The 25,372-nt window shown below is 25.6% G+C and carries 24 protein-coding genes; 1 reads left to right on the forward strand and 23 read right to left on the reverse strand.

The window, feature by feature from the left end:
• Positions 1-46: 46 nt before the first annotated feature.
• The 22 genes from HCG76_RS03995 to HCG76_RS04100 all read right to left on the reverse strand — a co-directional run bounded on the left by HCG76_RS03995 (position 47) and on the right by HCG76_RS04100 (position 22,998).
• Positions 47-715, reverse strand: a complete 669-nt coding sequence (locus tag HCG76_RS03995) for a hypothetical protein (RefSeq protein WP_221698870.1) — start codon at positions 713-715, stop codon at positions 47-49.
• 17 nt (positions 716-732) lie between these two features.
• The gene (locus HCG76_RS04000) at positions 733-1,749 is read right to left on the reverse strand and encodes an acyltransferase (RefSeq protein ID WP_221698869.1); all 1,017 of its coding nucleotides are present in this window, start codon (positions 1,747-1,749) and stop codon (positions 733-735) included.
• A 13-nt stretch (positions 1,750-1,762) separates the two neighbouring features.
• Positions 1,763-2,995 carry a glycosyltransferase family 4 protein gene (locus HCG76_RS04005; RefSeq protein ID WP_221698868.1) on the reverse strand — a complete coding sequence of 411 codons (1,233 nt, stop codon included), beginning with the start codon at positions 2,993-2,995 and terminating at the stop codon, positions 1,763-1,765.
• Positions 2,992-4,422 (reverse strand): oligosaccharide flippase family protein, encoded by a 1,431-nt coding sequence (locus HCG76_RS04010; RefSeq protein ID WP_221698867.1) that lies wholly within the window; start codon positions 4,420-4,422, stop codon positions 2,992-2,994. Before HCG76_RS04010 ends, HCG76_RS04005 begins: the two co-directional genes overlap by 4 nt.
• A 54-nt stretch (positions 4,423-4,476) precedes the next feature.
• Entirely contained in the window at positions 4,477-5,601 is a 1,125-nt protein-coding gene (locus HCG76_RS04015) for a glycosyltransferase family 4 protein (RefSeq protein ID WP_260458011.1), read from the reverse strand.
• Positions 5,602-5,752: 151 nt separating this feature from the next.
• Positions 5,753-6,955, reverse strand: a complete 1,203-nt coding sequence (locus HCG76_RS04020; RefSeq protein ID WP_221698865.1) for a hypothetical protein — start codon at positions 6,953-6,955, stop codon at positions 5,753-5,755.
• Between the two features lie 30 nt (positions 6,956-6,985).
• On the reverse strand, positions 6,986-7,636 hold the full coding sequence (locus HCG76_RS04025) for a sugar transferase (RefSeq protein WP_221698864.1): 651 nt from the start codon (positions 7,634-7,636) through the stop codon (positions 6,986-6,988).
• Between the two features lie 118 nt (positions 7,637-7,754).
• Entirely contained in the window at positions 7,755-8,111 is a 357-nt protein-coding gene (locus tag HCG76_RS04030) for a CpsD/CapB family tyrosine-protein kinase (protein ID WP_221698893.1), read from the reverse strand.
• Positions 8,112-8,414: 303 nt separating this feature from the next.
• A complete protein-coding gene (locus tag HCG76_RS04035; protein WP_221698863.1) occupies positions 8,415-9,926 on the reverse strand; it encodes a lipopolysaccharide biosynthesis protein in 1,512 nt (503 codons plus the stop codon).
• A 4-nt stretch (positions 9,927-9,930) separates the two neighbouring features.
• Positions 9,931-10,935, reverse strand: a complete 1,005-nt coding sequence (locus HCG76_RS04040) for a glycosyltransferase family 2 protein (RefSeq protein WP_221698862.1) — start codon at positions 10,933-10,935, stop codon at positions 9,931-9,933.
• A gap of 30 nt (positions 10,936-10,965) precedes the next feature.
• Positions 10,966-11,925, reverse strand: coding sequence for a glycosyltransferase family 2 protein (locus tag HCG76_RS04045; RefSeq protein ID WP_221698861.1), 960 nt, complete (start codon positions 11,923-11,925; stop codon positions 10,966-10,968).
• Entirely contained in the window at positions 11,918-13,060 is a 1,143-nt protein-coding gene (locus HCG76_RS04050) for a polysaccharide pyruvyl transferase family protein (protein ID WP_221698860.1), read from the reverse strand. The genes HCG76_RS04045 and HCG76_RS04050 overlap by 8 nt, the downstream gene beginning before the upstream one ends.
• A gap of 2 nt (positions 13,061-13,062) precedes the next feature.
• The gene (locus HCG76_RS04055) at positions 13,063-14,058 is read right to left on the reverse strand and encodes a glycosyltransferase family 2 protein (RefSeq protein ID WP_221698859.1); all 996 of its coding nucleotides are present in this window, start codon (positions 14,056-14,058) and stop codon (positions 13,063-13,065) included.
• Positions 14,059-14,078: 20 nt separating this feature from the next.
• Positions 14,079-15,155, reverse strand: coding sequence for an EpsG family protein (locus tag HCG76_RS04060; protein WP_221698858.1), 1,077 nt, complete (start codon positions 15,153-15,155; stop codon positions 14,079-14,081).
• A complete protein-coding gene (locus HCG76_RS04065; RefSeq protein ID WP_221698857.1) occupies positions 15,152-15,964 on the reverse strand; it encodes a glycosyltransferase family 2 protein in 813 nt (270 codons plus the stop codon). Before HCG76_RS04065 ends, HCG76_RS04060 begins: the two co-directional genes overlap by 4 nt.
• Positions 15,965-15,984: 20 nt before the next feature.
• Positions 15,985-17,106 (reverse strand): glycosyltransferase family 4 protein, encoded by a 1,122-nt coding sequence (locus tag HCG76_RS04070; RefSeq protein ID WP_221698856.1) that lies wholly within the window; start codon positions 17,104-17,106, stop codon positions 15,985-15,987.
• 18 nt (positions 17,107-17,124) lie between these two features.
• Positions 17,125-17,934, reverse strand: a complete 810-nt coding sequence (locus HCG76_RS04075) for an aldolase/citrate lyase family protein (protein WP_221698855.1) — start codon at positions 17,932-17,934, stop codon at positions 17,125-17,127.
• Between the two features lie 11 nt (positions 17,935-17,945).
• Positions 17,946-18,563, reverse strand: a complete 618-nt coding sequence (locus tag HCG76_RS04080; RefSeq protein WP_221698854.1) for a sugar transferase — start codon at positions 18,561-18,563, stop codon at positions 17,946-17,948.
• Positions 18,564-18,582: 19 nt separating this feature from the next.
• A complete protein-coding gene (locus tag HCG76_RS04085) occupies positions 18,583-19,524 on the reverse strand; it encodes an NAD(P)-dependent oxidoreductase (protein WP_221698853.1) in 942 nt (313 codons plus the stop codon).
• 74 nt (positions 19,525-19,598) lie between these two features.
• Entirely contained in the window at positions 19,599-21,500 is a 1,902-nt protein-coding gene (locus HCG76_RS04090; protein ID WP_311776378.1) for a polysaccharide biosynthesis protein, read from the reverse strand.
• 115 nt (positions 21,501-21,615) lie between these two features.
• Positions 21,616-22,305: a CpsD/CapB family tyrosine-protein kinase gene (locus HCG76_RS04095; RefSeq protein ID WP_221698852.1), complete on the reverse strand. Its 690-nt coding sequence runs from the start codon at positions 22,303-22,305 to the stop codon at positions 21,616-21,618.
• A 12-nt stretch (positions 22,306-22,317) separates the two neighbouring features.
• Positions 22,318-22,998 carry a YveK family protein gene (locus HCG76_RS04100; RefSeq protein ID WP_221698891.1) on the reverse strand — a complete coding sequence of 227 codons (681 nt, stop codon included), beginning with the start codon at positions 22,996-22,998 and terminating at the stop codon, positions 22,318-22,320.
• A gap of 692 nt (positions 22,999-23,690) precedes the next feature.
• Here HCG76_RS04100 and HCG76_RS04105 point away from each other — a divergent pair.
• Entirely contained in the window at positions 23,691-24,332 is a 642-nt protein-coding gene (locus HCG76_RS04105; protein ID WP_221698851.1) for a sigma-70 family RNA polymerase sigma factor, read from the forward strand.
• Positions 24,333-24,504: 172 nt separating this feature from the next.
• Here HCG76_RS04105 and HCG76_RS04110 read toward each other — a convergent pair whose 3' ends face one another.
• Positions 24,505-25,257 carry a tyrosine-protein phosphatase gene (locus tag HCG76_RS04110; RefSeq protein ID WP_221698850.1) on the reverse strand — a complete coding sequence of 251 codons (753 nt, stop codon included), beginning with the start codon at positions 25,255-25,257 and terminating at the stop codon, positions 24,505-24,507.
• Positions 25,258-25,372 lie beyond the last annotated feature (115 nt).

Raw genomic sequence — 25,372 nt, forward strand, 5'->3', positions numbered from 1 at the left:
CATATTAAATATAACTTAAATATGAGTATAATTTATTTCCTATTTATTATTCCCTTGGATAACTCTCAAGCAATAATAAATAGTTACTTACTTCTTCATAAATATTTTCATATAATGGACTTAATACTTCTAAATCTAAATTATCCCCACTTAGATTATAATAATTCTTTAAAAATAATCTACAAGCTAAATTATTGTTATAATCATCAATATTTACATATGTATATAATAAAGTATTTTCATAGCTATTTAAATATGAAAAAAGTAACTCTTCATACTTTATATTATTCTGCTCAACTAATAACTTTTCTTCCTCATTCATCTGCCTTGATGTTACTATAATATCATGCTCTCCATTAATTAAAGAAAGTATTAATTCATTATTGTACTCATTACTTACAATATCTACTTCAACATTTTCATTTAAAGCTTTAACACTTTCAAATGTATTAGTTAAGGCTTGTATCCCTTCTGGTATAGCAGCAACTCTAACTATACTTAACTCTTGGCTAACTGAACTATTTTTCACTTCATTACTTTCTTGAAAACTTTCTTCATTTTCAACTGTTATATTATCTTCTTTAGATATATTTTTATTTAAGTTATTAAAGCCAGCATACATTATCCCTGCTCCAACAACTATAACTATAGCTAGTACTATCTTAATACTTTCTTTATATTTTCTCTTATTTTTATCTTTTCTTGATTTATACACCTACGAAACAATCCCTTCTATAATAAGTTTTTAATAACTGGAGTTTTCTTTAATAAATAAGAAATTGCTACACTAACAATATATGTATATATAATTCCTAAAACTACATATAATAAATATTTTGATACCTCTAATGTAGCATAATCAATATTCCACATCTTTTGATATCCTTCTAATATAAATATATGTAAAATATATATTCCCATAAATAAAGAACTTACTTTTGTAACATCTGAATTCTTAAATTTTATTTGCTTAAATAATGTAAATACAGATACAGTCTGAATAAATACCAATATCCATGAATAATGAATAAATAGCATCTCTTGTCCACCTTGTGCTATTGATGTTTCTAATGTAAAAAATATAATCATAGCAGTTGATAATAAATACATTATTGTAGACTTTAATTTATTATTAAATAGCTTAAGATCATATTCATATAAATAATATCCTAGTATAAAGTAAATCATATATCCAGCTACATAATTTAGATTTAATACTGAACCTAAATCTACATAAAAATACTTACTAATAACAGGTATTAATGTATTACAGATTACTCCTATTATTAACATTGTTTCAATTTCGATTTTTTTACTATTCTTTACAAACTTAAATATTATAGGAACTGCTAAATATAACCCTATTATTGAATATAAGAACCATAAATGATAAAAACCATTGCCTAGTAACACATTTTTTGTATGTTCAGCAAAAGTAAATGTTCTGTTAAACCAAAAACTATATGCATATCCCCAAACTATAACTGGTATTACTACTCTTTTAAATCTACTTATTAAAAACTTTTTTATATCTAAATCATCTTTTTTTAAAATTAAAATACCACTTATCATAAAAAATATTGGTACACAAAATCTAAAGAAAGCATCTATACTAATAGCTGTTGAAAATACTGATAAATTAGAATTTATATTACTTCCTAATACATAAGATGCTCTACTAATAACATGAATAGCTACTACTGCAATAGATGCTATTAATCTTAAATACTCTAAATATAATATTCTCATTCTAAAAATTCTCCTATTTATTTTTTGTTTTTGAGATTACTTCATTATATATATCCATAATTTTCGTATAATATTTATCAATATCAAATTCTTTAGATTTTTCTATAGAATTCTTAACTAAACTATCATACTCTTGCTCATCCAAACTAAAGATCCAATCTATTTTTTCCGCCAATTCTTTACTATTTCCACTTTCAAATATAGCTCCATTAACTTTATCTTCTATATTTTCTTGTATAGCTCCCATTTTACTTCCTATTACTGGAGTCCCTAATGCAAATGATTCAGTTACTGTTAATCCAAAAGCCTCATGCCATATTGATGGTAATACTGTACATTTAGCTTTTGCTATCTCACTATGTAAATCTTGCCCTGATTTAAACCCTAAGAAACTTACATTCTTTATTTTATTTTCCTTTATAAATACTTTTAACCTTTCCTCTTCTGGACCTATGCCAACTATATTTACATTTATATCAGATTTGATATACTTTAAAGCTTCCATCAATACAAACAAACCTTTTTCATTTGATAGTCTACCATAATATAAAAGAGTATTTTCTTTCTTTATCTTCGATAAATCAATATTATGATTAACTGTTAAAAAGTTAGGTAAACTTTTTATCTTATTACCATCAATACCAGACTTTATTAATTCATTTGCAACAAAGTTACTTGGTGTAATTATCTTGTCCACTAAATCATATGATCCCTTAAATCTATGATAATAAGCCTCTATAGTCATTAATAAACTGTTAACTAAGGAATCCTTATGACACTTAGTTTTTAAACAATTAATATACTTTCCACCATAACACTTTCTACAAACACCATTGTTATATAATTTATAGTTTGGACATACAATCTTATAATCATGTGATACATAAACCATTGGAATATTATATTTCTTTAATGCATGTATAACTGATGGTGTTAATTGATGATATATTAAATTAATATGTGCTACATCTGGTTTAGTGTCTTCTATCAATCTACAAATATTAACATATGCCTCTCTTGAATTTATTAATTTTAATCCATTTGTTATTTTTTTTATTCCACCCTGTGTATAATCTATATTTTTCACAAAGTATTCACTATATTTAGATGGAAAGTTTTTTTCACTCTTCATACTGAACATTACTATTTCATGTCCATTTTTCTCTAACATATCCTTTAATGCAAATAAATATGTTTCACTTCCACCCCGTATATAATTATACTTATCTATCATTAATATCTTCATATAGCCTCCTGCTTTCTCTTCTTTAATAAATTTATTAAATCTAAAATAACAAATTTATATAATAACAATATAACTGTTAAAGATATAAAACTTAATAATATTGATTTTATATTTGTAGAATTAAAACTTGAATATACTGCTAAAACAACTAGTGTGCTTACACTTATATATAATCTCTTTAGATTATAATCTACATAATAAAATCTTTGTGATATTACTGTTCTAACGATAAAGAAAATCATATATGATATTCCTGTTGAAATAGCTGCTCCTTTTGCACCTAATACAGGAACTAAAATCATGTTTCCTATAATATTTGCTACCGCTGCTATTAGTGATGTTATTATATGATACCTAGTCTTTTTCTTGAAATTTATGCCAATCACCGTAGTTTCTGATATTGTGTACATTATTGGCATCAATGCTAAAACCGGAAATATGAAAATAGCATCCCTATATTTACTCCCTAATAAAATTACTATAATATCTTTAAATGTTATTATTCCTACTCCTATTAGTAACATAAGCATTGATACTATGGAATTTACTTTGCTAAAGAATTCTGTATTTTCTGGGCTTTCTTTATACTTTTCATTAGCTACAGGCACCCAAAATGTTATAAAGGATTCCTGAACAGAATTTATTATCGCAACAATGGTAAATGCTGATGAATAAATTCCTAACTCTAAATATCCATTATATGCACTTACAAAAAACTTATCTGTTGATTGTAATATCCATGTAATTGACATTGAGAGAATTAATGGCATTCCAAATTTAATCATTTCTCTCATTGGAGTTTTTATTTCTCCCCTATTTGAGAAACTAAACCATTGCTTTCTTTCTATTATTACAGCTAAAACCGCAACTACTACATTTGATAAAACAGCTGCAAATACAAGAGTTCTGTAATCTTGTTTAAAATATTTAAAAGTTGCTACTATAAATAATATATATGAAACCCTTCCCAAAACTTGCAAAAACGAATAACTCTTACCTTTTTGCTGCATTCTTACTACTAATACTGAAAATTTATTTATTATATTGAATGTGTTATGTATTATTATTACAAATATTAATAATATAGAACATTGTCCTATTATCATTTTAGATAATGGCTTATAGAAAATTACTAATATTAATGACAATATAATATTTACTATCATAGATAACTTTACTACCCTTACTAGTAATTTTCCCCTTACCTCTTCATCCTCTTCATAAAAAAATCTTATATAAGATTGATCTAATCCCAACATTAGGATAAATAAAAATAAACTTGTTAATGTATTAAACATAGAGAATTTTCCAAATTCCTCTGGAAGTATCAATCTTGTTATTATTGGAGAAGATATAAATCCGGTTATTAGTACAATTAAGTTTCCTATCCCAAATTCAATAAACTTTTTAAACAATTTATTATTCAATTATGTGCACCTCTTATATTGTTATATTACGCAATACTTCTATTTCTATAATAATCAATTAGAATCAATTTTCTTTGAAACTAATGAATTTAATACTTCTCTCGTTTTAATCGCTACATCATCCCAATTATATTTTTTTAATATAAAGTCCTTTGATGCTGCTTTGTAGTTATTAACCAATTCCTTATTTGAGATTAAAGTTTTTAATTGTTTTTCTAAATCTGAAGTATCCTTACTTTTAAAATACATAGCATTTTTTTCTACTACTTCTAAATTTTCCTCTATATCACTTACTAAACAAGCCTGCCCATAAGCCATTGCTTCTAATAAGCTTATTGGTAAACCTTCTATTTCTGATGGTAATACATATAAATAGGCATTAGTAAATAACTCATCTACTAAATCACCAGTTACAAATCCTGTAAATATTATATTAGGATTATCTTTTGCCTTCTCTTTAAGCTCATTTACATAATCATCACTATGACTACTGCCACCAGCAATTACAAGTTTTTTAGATGTTTCTAAATTTTTAAAAGCATCAATTAAATAATGAGCCCCCTTTTCTGGTACTAACCTTGCTAAAAATAATATGTATTGATCTTTTTCTAAATTAAACTTCTCTTTTATTTTATTTGGTACTAAATTTTTCTTTTCGTCTATTCCATTAGGTATATATATTATATCTGTATTCTTATATTTCTCCTTGTAATATTTAACCATACTTTTCGAAACACTTATTGTTTTATGTGGGAATTTAATACTAGCTATTTCCCCTAGCTTTAATGCTAACCTTCCAGCTATACCCCACTTTTCTCTTTTCCAATCTAATCCATGAGATGTAACAATAACCTTTTTACCGAAAATTCTTGGAATAAACGACAATAATGATGGTCCTAATGCATGATAATGTATAATATCACTCTTTGATTTAATAGCATCTATAGTTGCTAAAAATGTATATGTTATAGCATCTAAATGTTTTGTATTTATTGAAGGTATATATTTTATATTTATTCCCTTATATTTATCATATTTTTCCTCGCAATAGCTTTCTCTACAATATACAGTTACATTTTCTCCATAGCAAGCTAATCTACTAGCAATCTCCTCAACATGAATTTCTACACCTCCAGCTCTTGAAGGAATTCCCTTTTGTCCTATTATAGCTAATTTCATTTTATCCTCCATATCATAATACGAATCTGTTAAGTTATATGAATATTACGCTTCTCAACCTTATGAAATACAATAAGTTACCGGCTCCGCTAGATATAGCTTTGCTAAAAATTCTTGATTTTCAACAGCTTAACAGATTCCATAATACTATTTATATTGCCATTATCACACAAAGCAATGTTGCTATTGGTGACATAAAGCTTGTCTCTCCAGTACTTAATACTAATAAGTAGAGTAATATGCTCAATTGTTGAAAATATTTGTATTTATCCTTATTTATACATATATTTTTATATATCATAATTAATATAACAACTACTGATATTAATCCAATAAATCCAAACTGTCCTAATATAGCTGGCCAATATGTATCACCTACAAACATATAAAAGTCTGGTTGTAATCCCCAAGTATTACTTAAATCATATTTATAATATAATGGAGAATAATGAACACCAGAATTCCAAGTTGCAAATGTAGCAAATCCTCCCCCTATTGGAAAATGATCCATTGCAACTTCAAAAGATTTCACCATTAATCTAGGTCTTGCCCAATCTATATTAGATAAATATCTAAGTATTTGGTTTCCTCCTACTACAGCAGCTGCTGTTCCTACTCCAATAATAGATTTTGTATTTAGTCTAAAATCTTTAATTATTATTAATATGTATAAAAATAAGTAAATTGCTATAAACATTATTGCCTTACTACGCAATGTAGAACAAACAACAATAGATATTGCTATAATGAAATATATATTTTTCTTATAACTCTTAATGAAAAATGTTAATAATACCATTACACTTATTGCAAATGTTGCCAAATATGTAGGTTCTGTAAATAAAAGCATTTGACTTGGTAACCCAAACCTTATATCCTTTGTTGGAAATATATTTAAAATATAATTCATAAAAATCATTATAAAACTTAATACACTAATTGCCCTTAAAGTATTATTTATTGTCTTGCTATATTTCTCAAAGGATATATTATTAAAAATTATTTTAACCGATACATAACTTACAAAACCTTTAAAGACTAATAGTATATCTGATACTACAGCTGGTATTACCTGATATTTATATATTATATTGCCAGATATTCCTACAACAAACATAATAATCATGCAAAATAAAATTATTAAATTATTTTGTACTAAATTCTCATTATTCTCAATTAACTCTCTTCTATCTTTAAATGCTCTATATAGAGCAAGTATAAATAGTAATACAAATAATCCTTCATCAAAAGATTTTAAAATAGTAATATATTGTTCTAATACATTTTGAAATAATAATATTAAAAATAGTGAAAATGTTAAAATAAATCCCTTAAGACTTAATTCTCTTTTCATATTATCTCTCCTTATTGCTCAGTTATAATTTTAACTTGCATTCTTATCTCCAAATAATACAAATATAGTTTTAAAAATTAATTTAATATCTACGAAAAGATTTCTTTCCTCAACGTATCTAATATCAAGTTTCATCCAATCCTCAAAATCAATATTATTTCTTCCACTAACCTGCCAATAACAAGTAAGTCCTGGCTTAACTTCTAATCTTCTATGCATCCAATCCTCAAATTGAGCTACTTCCTTAGGTAAACTTGGTCTAGGTCCAACAAGACTCATATCACCCTTAAGAACATTCCAAAGTTGTGGAAGCTCATCAATAGAAGTTTTTCTAATAAACTTTCCAACCTTAGTAACTCTAGGATCATCCTTCATTTTAAACATAGGTCCAGACATTTCATTTTGCGCTGCTAACTTTTCCTTAAGCTCTTCAGCATTAACTACCATAGATCTGAACTTATACATATCAAATTCTCTTCCATATTTTCCAACTCTCTTTTGTGAGAAAAACACAGGTCCCTTAGAAGTAAACTTAATAATAATTGCTATAATAATAAATAATGGACTAAATGCTAATAATCCCATAAAAGAACAGATAATATCAATTAATCTCTTAATAATCTCATAAAAACTGAATCCTCTAATAGATTCATTTTCAAAATCTAATTGTGTACCCTCCACACATTTCCCCCCTCTTTCAATTTGTAAAATTAGTTATCTTTTTTCCCCATAAAAAAGGCAAATTATTTATTTTATTTAGTTAATTTGCCTTAAAAAAATTATTTACCCTCTAAATTTCCTAGTGTCTTTTAGTTCTTCTTCCTGTTCTACCTTCTTCATCTCCATAATAATAGTAATACTTATCTTTACTATTATCTGCACCATTAAGAACTGTTTCAATAATATTTCCATTAACTTTATTTATAGTAGAAACCGCATTATGAACTGCATCCTTCTTAGTTACTCCTGCTCTTACAACTAGTAAGCTACCATCAACTTTAGTTGATAAAATTTGTGCATCTGCTACAGCTTGAAGTGGTGGAGTATCTAAAACTATATAATCAAAATGTTTTTTCATTTCTTCTAAAAATGCTGTCATTGCTTTAGAGCCAAGCATTTCTGCTGGATTTGGTGGAATCTTCCCTGATGGCACAATTGTTAAATTATCATTGGAAAATTTTAAAACCCCCGGGGGTCCTTGAGAGGGACGAAGTCACTCTCTTGCTATATGCCGATTATCATTAGAAAATTTTTAATTTTTAAGGATGTTAGCAGTGTTCTTAAGACTTGCTTACCATCCCCCAGTTTTTATATTGCCTTGTTCGTATAAATTTTTAATATTAATTTGTATATAACTTAACACCTGAAAATTACAGCCCTCTAGTTATCTTTGAGATGGGCGTAGTCAATCTCTTACTATAAATTTAATTATAATATATTCTTTATTAAAAAAATATCTTTATTTTTGAATTAATTTTTTTATTAAATTTACATAGTATTTAAAATTATCATTTTTCATAAAAATAAAAATATAAAAAATATTAATTACTAATATATTCACTACACAGTTTATAATAAAATTTGTAAAAGTATAAATTGTCTGTATACTATAGGTAATATAATTAGTTAATATTAAAGGTACTAATCCTATAAATAAATATTTAAAATACATAATAAAATAATCTCTTACACTTCTATCAAACACATATTTATATATTACATAAGGCTTAGTCCAAAAAATTACTGTTATATTTGAAATTAATGTTCCAATAAATACTCCCTTTAATCCTATATATTTAACTAAAATTATCGAAGAAACTAAATTTATTACACCTTCAAATAAAGGGGCATATCTATCTCTCCTAAAATTACCACTTCCATTTTGAAATTGCTCTACTGAGCCCCTCATAGATGAAAAATATGCATTAATTAAAACTATTATAAATGTACCTTTATCTATTAAGTATTTCTGCCCTACCCATAGTGCTATAAATTGATTAAGTGTATTATATAAAGTTATAATTATAAAAGATATAACCCAAAAATTTAAAAAGAATATTCTTTTATGTACAATATATGCTTTCCCCTTATTTTCAGTTGAAAGCAAATTACCAATACTAGCTGTAATTCCTTTTAATGCAGTACTCACAACTGTTTGAAATGCTGAAATAATAACTTGGTAATTTGAAAAATTCGCAAGTGCTCCTAATCCTATAAATTTTGAAATAACTATATTATCCGTATTATAAACAATTAATCCCCCAATCTTATGCATAAACATAGCTCGTATATTTCCTAATAGATTTCTTTTTACCTCATTGTCTAATTCCTCTTTTCCACTATTAATCCATGGGTGTGTTTTTACAATATATATATTCATAAAAATATAATATATTAAATTAATACATACTTGGACAACTATGAATAACAGAAAGCTTGGATATATTTTTAATGTAATTGCTTGTATTATTATTATTATTAATTTAGATACAGTAGTTCCTATCGTAATTTTATATGCTTCTTGAGCTACATTTAATATACAAAGCCTATCTGATAGCATATACGAAATAAAAGTATTTATTAAAAATAAAATAAATCCCAAGCTAGCAATTTTCATATTAACACCATTTTCAATAAAAAAGCTTAAAAAAGGTATTATTAATATTCCTAATGTTAAAATAATTGTCCCAATAATTCTATAAAATTTTCTATAAAATCTTAAATAAGCTCTTACTTGATCTAAATTATTATCTGCATAAGGTTTGTATAACGAAAATATTATAGCTGATCCAACTCCTAATTCTATAATAGATAACCAACCTATTAAATTAGTATATAAAGAGTTTAGTCCTAACATTTCACTTCCTAATGAATTTAAGAATATCTTCCTAATTATTAAGTTAGGAATAAAAGCTACTATGAAGGCTATTATATTTACACTAGAATTAATTATCGCTTTTTTAGTTCTCATTTTATCACCTGTATATCTTAATATATATTGATTTTAATAATTTAATATATCCACTATTTATCTTATAAATAAATGGTGCATATACAGCAAAAAAATAATCAATTTTTCGTTTTAACGTTAGCTTATTGAAAAAATTACTTCTATATTTTATCAAATATGCTCTAAATTCTTTATAGGTAGGATAATATCTCTCATTTTCATCTTGTCTAATAAATAAGTGTCTACAATAAGTTAATTTATGGTTAAACAATAAAAACATTGAATCATAGTAGATATTTTTATTACTTACAAAGCAAATGTTAGATATTTCTTCAATCGCCCTTATATAGTCTAATCTTTTTTCAGAAAATTTTGATGTCATTAAAGAGTTCTCTCTATTGATATAGTTATATTTACAAGTATCATATAAAGAAATTTTATTTGATTTCTCTAAACATTCAAAAACAAACAATAAATCTTCACCTATCCTTAAATCTGTTCTAAACTTGACATTAGTAACAATTGATCTTTTATAGAGCTTATTCCATGGAGCATACATGAACTCTTTTATAAATTTATCACTTATAAATCCTTCTAATGCTTTTTCTTTGCTTAAAACAATCTTTTTATTCGTTCCATAATTAAAAATTATATTATTATCTAATGTAAGTTGCTTAAACCCACAAATCGAAATATCCGAATCATTTTCCAAAATATCATTTATTAAAATTTCATACATATTATCCTCAATATAATCGTCACTATCTACAAAACCAATGTAATCCCCTTTTGCAAGATTCAATCCTACATTCCTTGCATACGATACCCCTCTATTTTCTTGATGAATCACTTTTATTCTTTTATCTTTAGAGGCATAGAAATTACAAATATTAAGACTATTATCCGTAGAACCATCATCAACTAATATAATTTCAATATTCTCATAAGTTTGATTTAGTATAGACTCAATACACTTTTCAAGATACTTTTCGACATTATATACAGGTACTATAATACTTATTAAATTCATATTTTCTCCTACCTTTAATCATTCTGAAATCTATTTTTTACTATAAAATCTTATTACCCATGGATAAAATAGATTTATATATCTAAAACATAAGTAGTCTACTTTCTCTTTTATACTTAGATTACTCTTTATTTCTTTATAATTAATAACACAAAACTCTTTATACTCTTCAATAATTTTCTTATATATCTTTGATTTATTTGCTAAAATAATTTTTCTACAAACATTCATCCTTGCATTAAAGCACCATTTTTTAGCAGTTATCCTATATTCTTTGAATTCCTTATCAATTAAATCATATATTAAATCTTTAAAATATACTTGGTCGAATATTCTTTCTGAAAATGTTGAAGTAGTTATCGAATTACATCTTTTTATATAATTATGTTTACAACTATTAACATAAACTACTTTATTACATCTTGTTAAACATTGAAATTGGAAATATAAATCTTCTCCATGAACTTTTCCTCTCTCAAATTTTAATGATTTTATTAAATTTGACTTATATAATTTATTCCATACTGCACCGTCAATTTTATTAATGATTTCAGCTACAGCTTCAAATTTATTTAGCACTAAAATATTTCCATCTGATTCTCCTAATTTAACTTTTCCATTTAAAAGCATTATTTTTGAAGAGCAGGCTGTAATATCAGCATCATACTTAATAGCATTGCTAAATAAAATTTGATACATATCTTTTTCAATATAATCATCACTATCAAGAAATCCAATATATTCTCCTGATGCAACTTCAATCCCCTTATTCCTCGCAGCAGATAGCCCTTGATTTTCTTGATGAAAAACTTTTATTCTATTATCTTTTTTTACATAATAATCACATATTAATCCACTTCTATCTTTAGATCCATCATTAATAAGTATAATCTCTAGATTTTCGTAAGTCTGATTAATAACCGATTCTAAGCAACGCGATAAATATTTTTCTACATTATAAACTGGTATTATAACACTAATCTTATCCATTATTTTCTCCTGAAAAATCTAAAACTTTAGTTAAATATAATTTACTATTACTTCTTTCTTCATCAATTCTTTTATTAGCATCACTAAAGTCAACATCAAACGCTTTTAAACACTTTTCTTCAATATTATTTAATGATATGCTTCTCATCTCTAACTTTAAACTTTTTAATAAGGTATTTATCCTATTATCATCCATTCCATTTATTGCATAAAAGTTTTTATTAAATAGAATTGAAAAAACTGTTCCATGAAATGAAGAGGATAAAACAAGTTCAGCATTATATATAAGCTCTAAAAAGTCTATTGGTCCTGTAGAATATTCTTTTTTAAAACTATTAAGATAATCAAATTTATTATTATACTTAGTTACAACAATAGGTAAATTTAGAATTTTAGAAACTTTTTTTACTAGTTTAATCATTTCTTCATTAGGCTCTAAACTATAAAATAGTATATATTTTTTGTTTTTTATTTTTTTTAAATCTAAAAGATTTACCCATTCCTCTTTGCTTAATAGCATTGTAGGATCAACATGTATTAAAGCATCTTTTCCAATTAGCTTTTTAATATTTTCATTGCTTCCCTCTTCCCTAACTGAAATATGAGTATATTGATTTAAAAGATTTTTAAATTTTTCTTTATCATATTTTTCCCAATCAATTTTCAAAGGACCAAAACTTGCCGCATAAGATATTTTTCTACCACTTTTACAAAAATCCAGAAGATTCGCCCAGCTAAAATCCTTACTTCTAATATTCCATACTTGGTCACTTCCACTTATATAATAATCAAATTCTTTTGATATCTTTTCTAATTCATTTTCACTATTGTAAATTATATTTGAAACTCTTAGCTTAGTATTTATAAAATCCTCAAATTTAAAATATTTTTCTCTTAATTGTTTTTTATAAGGAAGTGATAAAATATTTTTACAAACTCCTTTTAGAGAATTGTTTTTCTTCTCTAATGAATATAATTCTCTCTGAATATCAGTCCTCAAATTTAAAATTTCATATTCTATCTCACAATTGTGTAATTTTGCTAATTTTAAAATAAATTCTTGTAATGCAAACGCTTGTAAATTTGAGCCATAATTATGCGCTGCATGAAATGTTATAGTAGCTATTTTTTTCATTATTATTCTTCCTTCTTTATTATTTTTCTTATTTTAATTTGCTCCTTAATTCTCCCTATACCACTAGGAAATACATATGACAATAAAACATTACATTTTTTAGCAAATGTAATATTAGATGATAAAAATACTCTAGTTAAATATTTTTTTATATTTTTATTAATCATCTCTAAATCATCATTCTTATCTAAATTACTTGATAATATTCTGTATTTAATATTAAGATTTATTTTTATATAATTAAATATGACTTGATCTATTTTTGAAGAATTAATTTTACAATAAATCTTAATTAGCTCTTCGTAAGCTGAAATAAGTGTCAAAATTTTATCATCAAATTTAAGGGTAGTAGTACTACTCCCCTGTCTAACAACATAATTATATAATTTTTCAGTTGTATAATACCCTTTTGTAGATTTTAAGATATATTCGCTAACAAATAACATATCTTCACAATAAAAAATATCTTCTCTAAATCCTTTTTTTTCTTTAATTATTTCTCTTATAATTTTTGTTTTAAATAATTTATTACATACATATCCACCAAAACCATTTGAGTTTAAAATTTCATTGAACATTTCATCTTTAGAAAGAATAATACTTTTTATTTCATTTGCATTACCTAGCATAGCTGAATTAAATTCGCATACACTCAAATCACACTCATTCTCTTCCAGCATTGTATATAATAATTCACACATATTTTCATTTATCCAATCATCACTATCTACAAACATAACATACTTTCCAGTCACTTTAGAAATAGCAAAGTTTCTTGCTTTACTTACCCCACCATTTTTCAAATGATATACTTTTATCCTCTTATCAATTGTTTTATATTTTTCACAAATTTCTGCTGATGAGTCAGTTGAGCCATCATTAACTAATAATATTTCAATATTTGAATATGTTTGATTAAGAATAGATAAAATACATTTTTCTATATAATTTTCTACATTGTAAACAGGTACAATAATAGTTATTAACGGATTTTCCATCAATTTATATCTCCTTAACTCTAAAATAATATTGTCTTATATGGTAATAAGTTTCCTTGTGATGGTAATAAAAATATCATATATGCTAAATAGCATGCCATAATAATAGCTGAAACAAGTTTTCTTTCTTTTTTACAGAATATCAATAAAAACAATGGAATTAAAAAAACATTATAAATTTCAAAATATAAACTAAATCTATTAATTACATTTTTTTGAGTAGCTAATATTTTGAATATTAAATTCAGTAAACTAAAGTTAATAAAAACTCTATAGTTATCATCCTTAGTAATTAATTTATTATTAAAAATAAGACCAATAACAACTGGTATAGCTGCAACTAGAATTCTTATTATATTTATTCCTGCATCATTTTCTTTAATAATAAAATATTTTTGATTGTCTCCACTAGCTATTTTAGACATAATTTCAAAAATCTCTGGTAAAAATATTACTAACCCTATTGTCAACAGACATAATATGATTATTTTTTTACTCCACGGTTTACAGTTAACTATAAAATAAACTATAAAAAAAATAAAGGCTGATACATGAATACATGTTGCTAATAAGACTATACAGCTATACTTTATAAACTCTTTATTAAATACATATCTAATTCCCCAAAATAAAATGGAGCATGCCACCCATTGCCTTACCCCATTGAATGATGAATAGTAACACATCGTAGTAATATATAAAAAAATACTAAATGAAAAATATTTGCTGTAACTCTTTATAGTAAATATTATAGGTATTATAGTTATCGCAGCTATAATGATAGTTATAAAAATAGGATTAATAACTATTTTACCAATAGCCCAAACAATCATACCAAATCCTTTTTCAAAGGAAGTTATATAATTATATTCACCATTAAAAAAAATGCTCATCTCATAATTAGGAATAGTTTTGTAAAATTGAAAATAAGTCATACTATCAGTTCCTACATTATCTCTTAAACCACTAATTAAAATAAGAATTATTGAAACAATCCAGGCTGCACTACTTTTACTTATTACTCTTTTATTAATTATTTTTTCGCTCATAATTGTAATTATTAATATAATTATTAAGTTAATAATATAAAAAATCATACATACCTCTTAAATTTATTCTTATGTAAAAATTTATAAACAAATGTTGGTATAAACATTAGCATTATTGGACGTAATATATATACATACTTTGAAATGGGCATATTTAACATTTTAAATCCTATATATTTTACATAAGCTTCATTTTTTCTATTTTTAAAAGTTCGCCTATTTATGGCCTCTTTATTATCTCTCATCTTATATAAACATTCTTGTATATTATAACCCTTATACCCTTTACTATATATCTTAAACCATAAATGATAGTCTTCTACTCTTAGTAAATTAGCATTTTCAGTATATCCTTCAACTTCATTAAAAATATCTTTCCTAATGATACATGTAGCATGTGAAAAAGGAGATGTCTTAATAAAATCATTGTTTACTGGTCTCTCTATTTTCTTAGTTCTTCCCCATTCACCACTGTTATCAAAAAGAACCATCTGAGTTCCTACTAAAGCATATTCTTCATTTTCATTCAAAAAACAAACTTGCTTTTCTAACCTTTCTGGAAACGAAATATCATCGCCATCCTGTCTAGCTATATACTCTCCCTTAGCTTCTTTTAGACATTTATTTAACGTATAATTTAATCCCATATTCTTTTCATTTTTTAATAATATAATTTTATTTGGATATATCTTTGCAAACTTCTCTGCTATCTTAAACGTATTATCCGAAGAACCGTCATCACACATTATTAACTCCCAATCACTAAACGTTTGATTAAGTACAGATCTTATGCTATCTTCTAGATATTTTTCACAATTATATATTCCCATAATTATTGAAACTTTTGGATAGTTCATATTTACCTCCTATATTATATCTAAATTTCTTCGTATATTCTTTTCATTTCAATCATTATGCTTTTTTCAATATACCTTTCTGAAATATTGATACAATTTTCACTTAAATTTCTATATAATTCTCGATTATTAAATAATATCTTGACTTTTTCAGCTATTTCACTGTCATTATTAACTTCTACAATGTATCCATTGACTGAATCTTTAATTAATTCTCTATGACCTCTATTATTTGAAGCTATCACAGGTTTACCACAAACCATAGATTCCATTATATTCAACGGTAATCCTTCTCTTAAGCTTGCCGAAATAATAATATCACTAACATTTATAAACTCATTTAAATCTGTTCTATATCCTAAGAACTCTACTTCCTTTTCTATTCTATATTGTTTAACATGGTCTTTTAAATCCGTTAATAAAGGTCCATTGCCAGCTATAAGTAATTTAACATTAGGAAATTCTTTTTTTACTTTTACTAATGATTTTAAGATAATAATTTGATTCTTATTCTTATTAAGTTCTCCTATACAAAGTAATATTTTATTAGATTTAAGATTTAAATCCTCCTTCTTTTTATCAATATAAGTACGTGGTAATTGGAAATACTTTTTTGTATTTACCCCTACACCATTAATACGTTTAACTTCTACCTTGAAATTATTAGTAGCTAATTTATAATCTTCCTCTGTTATAGTAATTAACACATCAGTATATCTACACATAAATTTTTCTATAGGATAATATATAATCCAATTTTTCACTGGTGATCCTTTGTAAAAATGAAATCCATGAGCAGTATAAATAACTTTTGTTCCATTTTTCCTTGTATTTTTAGCTGCTAACCTTGTAATAATTCCTCCCATTGGAGTATTACAGTGTATAACATCATAGTGGTTTTCTTTTATTAATTTTTTTATTTTGTTATAAGCTTTTATATTATTTATACGTATAGGGCTTCTTTCAAAAGGAATATCAAAAATTTTATCTGCTCCAATTATTTTCAACCCATTCTTTTCACTTAAATTATCTTTTGCTGCAATATGTACAGTATATCCATTTTTCTTCAACATCTCTATTAATGGTAAATGAAATTGAGCTATATGACTTTGCACCGTTGCTGTTAATAATACCTTTTTCATAAATAATTTTCCTTTTTATTAACTAATAAATTTTTTAACAATACTATTTATTGAATTCTTATTTTTATTAAAATATTCAATATATCCCTTAATTTCTGCCTCTAACTGCCTAATCTTCTTGACTTCTAAATTAAATATTTCTTCTATTTCTTCAAGAGTATTAACCTTTTCTAAATTACAAAAACTTCTTGAAAGTATAACTTGACTTGAACCTAACCTATAATGTTCCTTTAAAATCATCTCTGCTTTTATATCTCCCTTGCCCAGAGATGCTATTCCTCCAAATCCATACTTAATATTAGTTTTTTTTATTTCATTACAAATCTTCTCTACCATTCCATTGGCCAATAGCTCAAACATAAATTTCTTTTTATATGCTAAATGAAGGTCATTTAATCCAATATGTATCTCATCTATTCCTTTTACTTTTAAAATATCTTTTAATCTCTCTACTGCTTCTTTAGTTTCTAATAGTAAACATACTTTTGCTCTTCCATCTACATATTTAATAAATTTCTCAACTTCCCTTTTAGATCTAAACATAGGAAGCATAACAATATCTGCTCCTCTATTAATAACTTCATCTATTTCCATCTTTGAATTTTCATATATAGGATTAACTCTAACCAATAATTGTGATTTATTTAATGATTCTTTAATTGTAGTTACATCTTCAATTTTATGTCTAGATATTACTGTATCAAGACCTCCTTGTCTTTCTTCCTTTCCTATAATCTCTAAATCAACAAAAATCCTATCTACTCCAGCATTTTGTGCTATTTTAGCTACTTCAGGTTTATTAGTTATATACATTAATTTTAAAGACATAATAACTCCTCCTATATATCAAGTGATTTTTTATTAGATGTATTAGATACATTGTAGTTATCTTCCATTAATAATACCTTTTTTATAGTTAACAGGAATAATTTAGCATCTAATATAAAACTTAAATTCTCTATATACTTCACATCGAACTTTATTCTTTCTGTCCACTCTAGTTCTTTTCTACCATTAAGTTGAGCTAATCCAGTAACACCAGGTAACACATTAAATCTCTTCTTTTGTTCTTCTGTATACTCTTCAAACTTCCAAGGGTGATAGGTTAACACAGGACGCGGTCCTATAAAACTCATTTCACCTTTTAAAATATTAACTAGTTGAGGTAGCTCATCAATACTAGTTTTTCTTATAAATGCTCCTACTTTGGTTACACGTGGATCATCTTTAAATGAATAAACTCCAGTCCCCTGTTTCTCTGCCCCTACAGTCATTGATCTAAACTTTAATATCTTAAATACTTGTCCATTTAATCCAATTCTATCTTGCTTAAATAATATTGGTCCTTTTGAATCTATTTTTATTATAATTCCTACTATTAATAATATAGGTGATAGTCCTATAATCATTATTAATGATAATAAAAAATCTAAACCTCTTTTTATATATCTATACATTTAAACTTTTCCTACCTTTTTATTTATATACTTTATTAATAAATTCACCTTCTGTTATTGCAGCTTTTAAATTATTAAAAATTATCTTATATAATCTTTCACTATTTCTATTAGATACAAAGGAGTTATGTGGAGTTATAATTACTCCTTCCATATTCCATAATTCACTTTCTTTTTCTAAAGGTTCTTTATTAAATACATCCAATATTGCTCCTGCAATTTTTTTATTTTTTAAACTACTAATTAAATCATTTTCATTTATAATTTCTCCTCTTGACACATTTACTATAATAGATGTATTTTTCATTTTTTCTAAAATTTCTTTATTGATAATCCCATACGTGCACTCAGTTAAAGGAAGCGTTAAAATTAAAATATCAAATTTATTAATATATCTATGTAATTCATCAATCAAGTACATTTCATCAAAAAACTCTCTTTTCTCTGTTGAAATATCCAATCCAGTTACATATACTCCAAAAGCCTGCAATCTTTTTGCAATTTCTGTTCCAATACTTCCTGCTCCTACGATACAAACACTTTTTGAATTTAACTCCAGTAAATCCCTTCTCTTTTCCCAAATGTTATTTTTCTGATTATCCATAAATATAGCAGATGACTTATATAGCTCTAAAATTTTAAGAATCACCCACTCTGCTATAGGAATACTATATACTCCTCTTGCATTACATAGATTTATTTTATCTAAATCTACCTTTTCTAACGGAAATCTTTCTAGTCCCGCACTAGTTAGTTGAACCATCTTAATATTTTCAAATAAACTAATATCATTATTTAAAAACAGTCCATTACATACAACTGCATCAAATTCATTAAAATCTATTTCTAACCTTTTTGTTTCATCTTTCATAAATGTTATTTCATATCCTAATTCTTCAATTTCTTTTAATTGCTCTTTAGAATACTTAAAACAACCAGTCAATAAAAGCTTCATACTCATCTACTAATCCTTTCATCATTCTTCGTTTTTTTACCCATGAAAATCTGTAAAAATCCCCCATAAGAAAAAAAATTTTATCTTACCTGAATGTTAACCTCATCCGGATCCCTAAAAGTATCAACAACCATCTTTAATTGTTTCTTAAGTCTAACCTTACTTCCCTTAGTTGCATACTTTAAAAGTTCTTCTGTCTTTCTAGCGATATCGTCAATTTCAAACTCTCCAGGTTTTCCTATAAATATCTTCTCATGTTTAGTTTCAGTTAAACCTTCCTCATTCATAAGAAGCTCTTCATAAAGCTTTTCTCCTGGTCTAAGTCCAGTAACTTCAATTTTAATATCCTTATTAGGTTCAAATCCACTAAGCTTAATAAGATTTTCAGCTAAATCATATATTCTTACTGGTTTACCCATATCAAGAACAAAAATTTCTCCACCTTCAGCATAAGCTCCTGCTTGAAGTACTAATTGAGATGCTTCAGGTATAGTCATAAAGTATCTTGTAATATCCTTATGGGTTAAAGTAACAGGTCCACCTGCTGCAATTTGCTTTTTAAATAAAGGAATTACAGAACCATTACTTCCAAGAACATTACCAAATCTAACTGCAACATATTCTGTATCACTTACTTTATTAAAGGCTTGAACTATCATTTCACACATTCTCTTAGTTGCACCCATTATATTAGTAGGATTAACTGCCTTATCAGTAGAAATAAGAACAAACTTTTCTACTCCATAACTATTTGCAAACTCTGCTGTATTAAATGTACCAACAACATTATTTTTTATTGCTTCTTCTGGACTAACCTCCATAAGTGGCACATGCTTATGAGCTGCTGCATGAAATACTACATTAGGACTATACTTTGTATAAACCTGTCTTAGTCTATTTCTATCTCTAACTGACCCTATAAGAGTTACTAAATCTAACTCTGGGAATGTTCTTTTTAACTCATTTTGTATTTCATAAGCATTATTCTCATAAATATCAAAAATTATAAGCTGCTTAGGATTAAATTTAGAAATCTGTCTACAAAGCTCCGAACCAATAGATCCTCCTCCACCAGTTACAAGAACTATTTTTCCTTCTAAATAATCAGCTATACCATCATAATCTAACTTAATTGATTCTCTTCCTAATAAATCTTCTACATCTACATCTCTTATTTTATTAATAGAAAACTTACCATCTATCATTTCAGAAACACCAGGCATAATCTTTACGGCTATATGAGCATCTTTACAACACTCTATTATTTCCTTTAAAACACCTTCCTTAATAGATGAAATTGCAATTATTATTTCATCAACCTTTTTAGCTTTTGCAACTTCTATAATGTTATTTCTATTTCCTAAAACTTTAACACCATTTACATAAGTTCCAAGCTTTTGCTTATCATCATCAATGAAAGCAACTACCTTCTTACCTAAATTAGGATGCTTCTTATATTCATTAGCAACAAGGGCACCACCTGAACCTGCCCCTACTATAAGAACATTTTTAAAATCTTTATTCTTTTCAATTTCAGTATACTTAATGGCTCTTCTTAATACTCTCCAACCAATTCTTACTCCATTGCAAAGAACTAAAATCATAATTCCAGCAAGTATATTTACCATTAATGGAATTCTATCATTACTAAGTAATGATATTCCTAGAGTTAATGTAATACCTATAATTACAGCTATTACTCCATTTATAACCTCATCCATTCCAGCTAAAGTCCATACACTTTTGTATTGTTTATTAATATAAAAAGATAAAATATAAATTATTTCAAAAAATATAACTTTAAATATATGTTCTTTAAAATAAATAATAATTTCATTTAAACTATTATTGTCTAAATAAAGTCTAAATATAAAAGCTAAAAAATAAGCTACTAATATTAATAAAAAATCTACTATTAATAATGTTAGTATTTTTAACTTTCTATTACTGAATACCCTTTCTATTAAGCTCTCTTCTTCCACTTTTATCCCCCCGAATCTCTTTAAAAAACTTATTTTATTACTTTATTCCTTAAAAAAGGCAAATTACTCGTCCCCCAATAATTTGCCATCTTAAATTATATTTATACCCTAATAATTACCTTTTACTATTAAGTCTTCTTCCTGTTCTACTAGCATCATCCCCATAATAATAGTAATATTTATTCTTTTTATTTTCTGCTGCATTAAGAACTGTACCAATGATATGTCCATTAACCTTCTTAAGCATAGAAACTGCATTATGAACTGCCTCTTTCTTAGTTACTCCAGATCTTACAACTATTAATGTTCCATCAGCCTTAGTTGATAAAATTTGTGCATCAGTTACAGCTTGAAGTGGTGGAGTATCTAAAACAATATAATCATACTTCTCCTTCATTTCTTCTAAAAATGCCGTCATAGCTTTAGATGCTAACATTTCAGCTGGATTTGGAGGAATATTTCCTGCTGTTATAATAGATAAATTAGGATTTATCTTATTAATAACTGTTTCTATTCTTTGTTTACCTATTAATAAATCTGAAATACCACATGTATTAGTAATCTTAAATCTTTTATGTATAGAAGATCTTCTCATATCACAATCAACCAATAATACCTTACTTTCACCTTGAGCTAATACTAAAGCTAAGTTTCCTGCAACAGTAGTCTTACCTTCACCTGGATTAGCACTAGTAACAACTAAAGTTTGATACTTCTTATCAAAAGAAGAATATTGTATGTTAGTTCTTAAACTTCTATAAGCTTCAGCTGCTATAGACTTTGGCTTTTTTTCAACTATAAACATTTAGCAATCCTCCTATACTTCTTCAACTTCAGGAATTATTCCAACTACAGGTATATCTAATTCTCTTTCAAGCTCTTCTTTACTCTTGAAAGTATTATCAAGATATTCAATAAGGAATACTAATCCTACACTAACCATAAGTCCTAATAAAAATGCAATTGCAACATTCATTTTCTTATTAGGCGCTACTGGATTTTCTGGTAATTGAACTGCTTCAATTACTCTAACATTACCATTTGGAACAAGTTCCTTTGCTAAAATAACAAATTCATTAGTTATACCTTCTAATATTTCCTTTGCTACTTCAGGACTCTTGTTTTGATATTTAATTTGAAGTATTTGTGTATCACTAACTGGTGTTACTGTTAATGCTCCCTTTACTGCTGGTACTGTTAAATCAGTATTATTAGTACTATTAATAGCAGCTTGTACTACCTCATTAGTTTTTATTGTTTCTGCATAAGTTTGTAATAGCTTTTGATACATTTGAATATCATTTGTGTTATATCCTTCTTGATTGCTTTCTTCCTTACCTATAAAAACCTTAGTGCTCGTCTCATAAGTTGGCTTAATTACGAAGAAGCTTAATACTCCTGAAATTAATGTAGCAACTAAAGTTATAGAAACTATAAGAATCCAACGCTTTTTTAATGCTTCAAAAATTTCTGATATACTTATCACTTGTTCTTCCATTTCGTTCATTAATATACTCTCCTTTTATTTTTAATAAGTAAAAATTAGTACTATAACAAATTTTACCTTTAATACCTTTTATTTAAATTATAAAAAATTTTAACTATTTTACTCGTTAATTTCTTAATTCATTTTCACCTAATTATTTAATTAATTTCAATATTTTATATATAAGACAAAGTCTTTAATTTTAAATTTAATACCACTTTAGTTTTTATATAATTATTTAATAAAACTTTAATTATTTTTCTTTTTTTCTTTATTTTTATATATTTTTCAACATCTTTTTAACAGTAGCTATTATATCATAAAAAAAAATCACTTAAAAGTTAATTAAACTACAGACAATCTCCACTTGTAAACGTTTGGCCTTACTTTCATGTTTTATTTTGTAAATTATATGCTTATATTTTTCTTTTGTTTCCTTTATTTTATAATTTTTTTAACTTTTTTTTAATTCTCCTTTCTTATACTCTAATATGTAACTTTCGCTTGTCGAAAGTTGTTGTATTATTTTTTTATTAATAATTTTTAACAATATGTAATATGTTACAAATATTCATTCCCCCTCTTCCATTTTTTTGAATATATAGTATAATAAACATATGTTCTAGAATATATGTTCGAATTGTTATCAACTTAATTTATCTTTAAGTAAAATAAAATTATTTAATAAAAAGGGGGACTTTATTTTGAAATCTTTATGTTTAGAAAATAAGGATAATATTAATTTAAGAGAAAAATCACTTTATTCAAAAAGTAATTCTAATATTTTATTCCATACTTTATGTAATGCTAAAAATCAGGATAAAGATGCTATTCTTTTTTTCATTGAAAAATACAAACCACTAATAAAAAAATATGCTTTTAAATATAAATTAAAAAATTACGATAGTAATGACCTAATTCAAATTGGAAATATATCTATTATTACAGCAATCAATAAATATGACCTTTCTAAAGGTAATGAACATATTGATTCTTATATTATTAATACTATTAAAAATGCTTTTAGAAACTTAGCCCGAAGTGAAATTAAATATACTTCTGAATCTAGTCTTAATATTACTGTTGATGAAGATAATGAAATTGAAGCTTTGCTTAGGGATTCTCTTGATTTAGAAGAATATATTATTAACTCTATGATGCATGACTTATTAAAAACTATTCTAGCTACCCTTTCTAATGATGAACATGAATTAATTCGTATTGCTTACTTTACTCCTAATACTAATTTATATAGATATTGTCTTGATAATAACTTAAACTATCCAAAGAAAAGAAGAGAACTTATTTCTTTAATAGATAAACTTCGTAAACTTATTGAGGTTTAAATCAAAAAAGAGAATTACTTAATATAAGGTAGGTGAACCTTTATTAAGTAATTCTCTCTTAAATGAGATTTAAAATTTTAAATATATAATATCTTATTATAAATATATTATATAAGTTATATATTTATTCTATAATTTATAGGTTTTTAATCCCTATGTTTAAAATATACTTTTAGAAAATTCCTAAGAACTTTTTTTCTTTAACTAAAGTTCCTTTAAAATCTATATCTTCATTTTTAAGCATTGCTTTTCCATTATCATCAAAAGTACGTCTTTGTATTGCTTCTAAAGCTTTTAAAGCTTCTGTCATATTAGTATCTCTTCCTCTATCTCTATGAGCATCAGATCCAATAAAGCTATATATGTTATTTTCTAAATATTTTGCTGCAGTCTTTTTAACATCTTTTCCAAAGGCTCCAGTTATACTTCCTGCATTTAATTGAAATAACATTCCTTCCTTTATAAGCATATTAATCATTGATGGCTTCTTTATAAATATCTTATATCTTTCAGGATGAGCTATTATTGGTGTAATTCCTCTTATTTGAAGTTCATATATATTATTTATTACTTCATTAATATCAAATTCTAACATAGGAAGCTCTATTAACATATATCTTGTATTATTAATTGTTCCTATCATTTTATCACTGTAGTATTCTAATATATTTCTACTATAATAAACTTCTTGCCCAGCATATATGTTAATATCTATATTATTATCTCTTGATATTTTCTTTAAATTTTCCACTCTATTAAGTACTTCATTATACTCAACTTCAAATCTTCCTCTCATAAAGTGTGGTGTTGCAATTATATCAGTTGTTCCTGATAACTCTGCCTTTTTTAACATACTTATTGACATTTCTATGTCTTTTGAACCATCATCTATGTTATTTAATATATGTGAGTGTATATCTATCATTCCCTTATCCCCTCTCCGCTTTTATACTTATATTTTATTATATAGTACATGCTACCTAGTAGGAAAGAGGATTATAACATATATGCTTTTCTTATTAGTTAATAATTGTCTATTC

The sequence above is a fragment of the Clostridium sp. K13 genome, from assembly GCF_019734195.1.
Lineage (GTDB): Bacteria > Bacillota > Clostridia > Clostridiales > Clostridiaceae > Clostridium.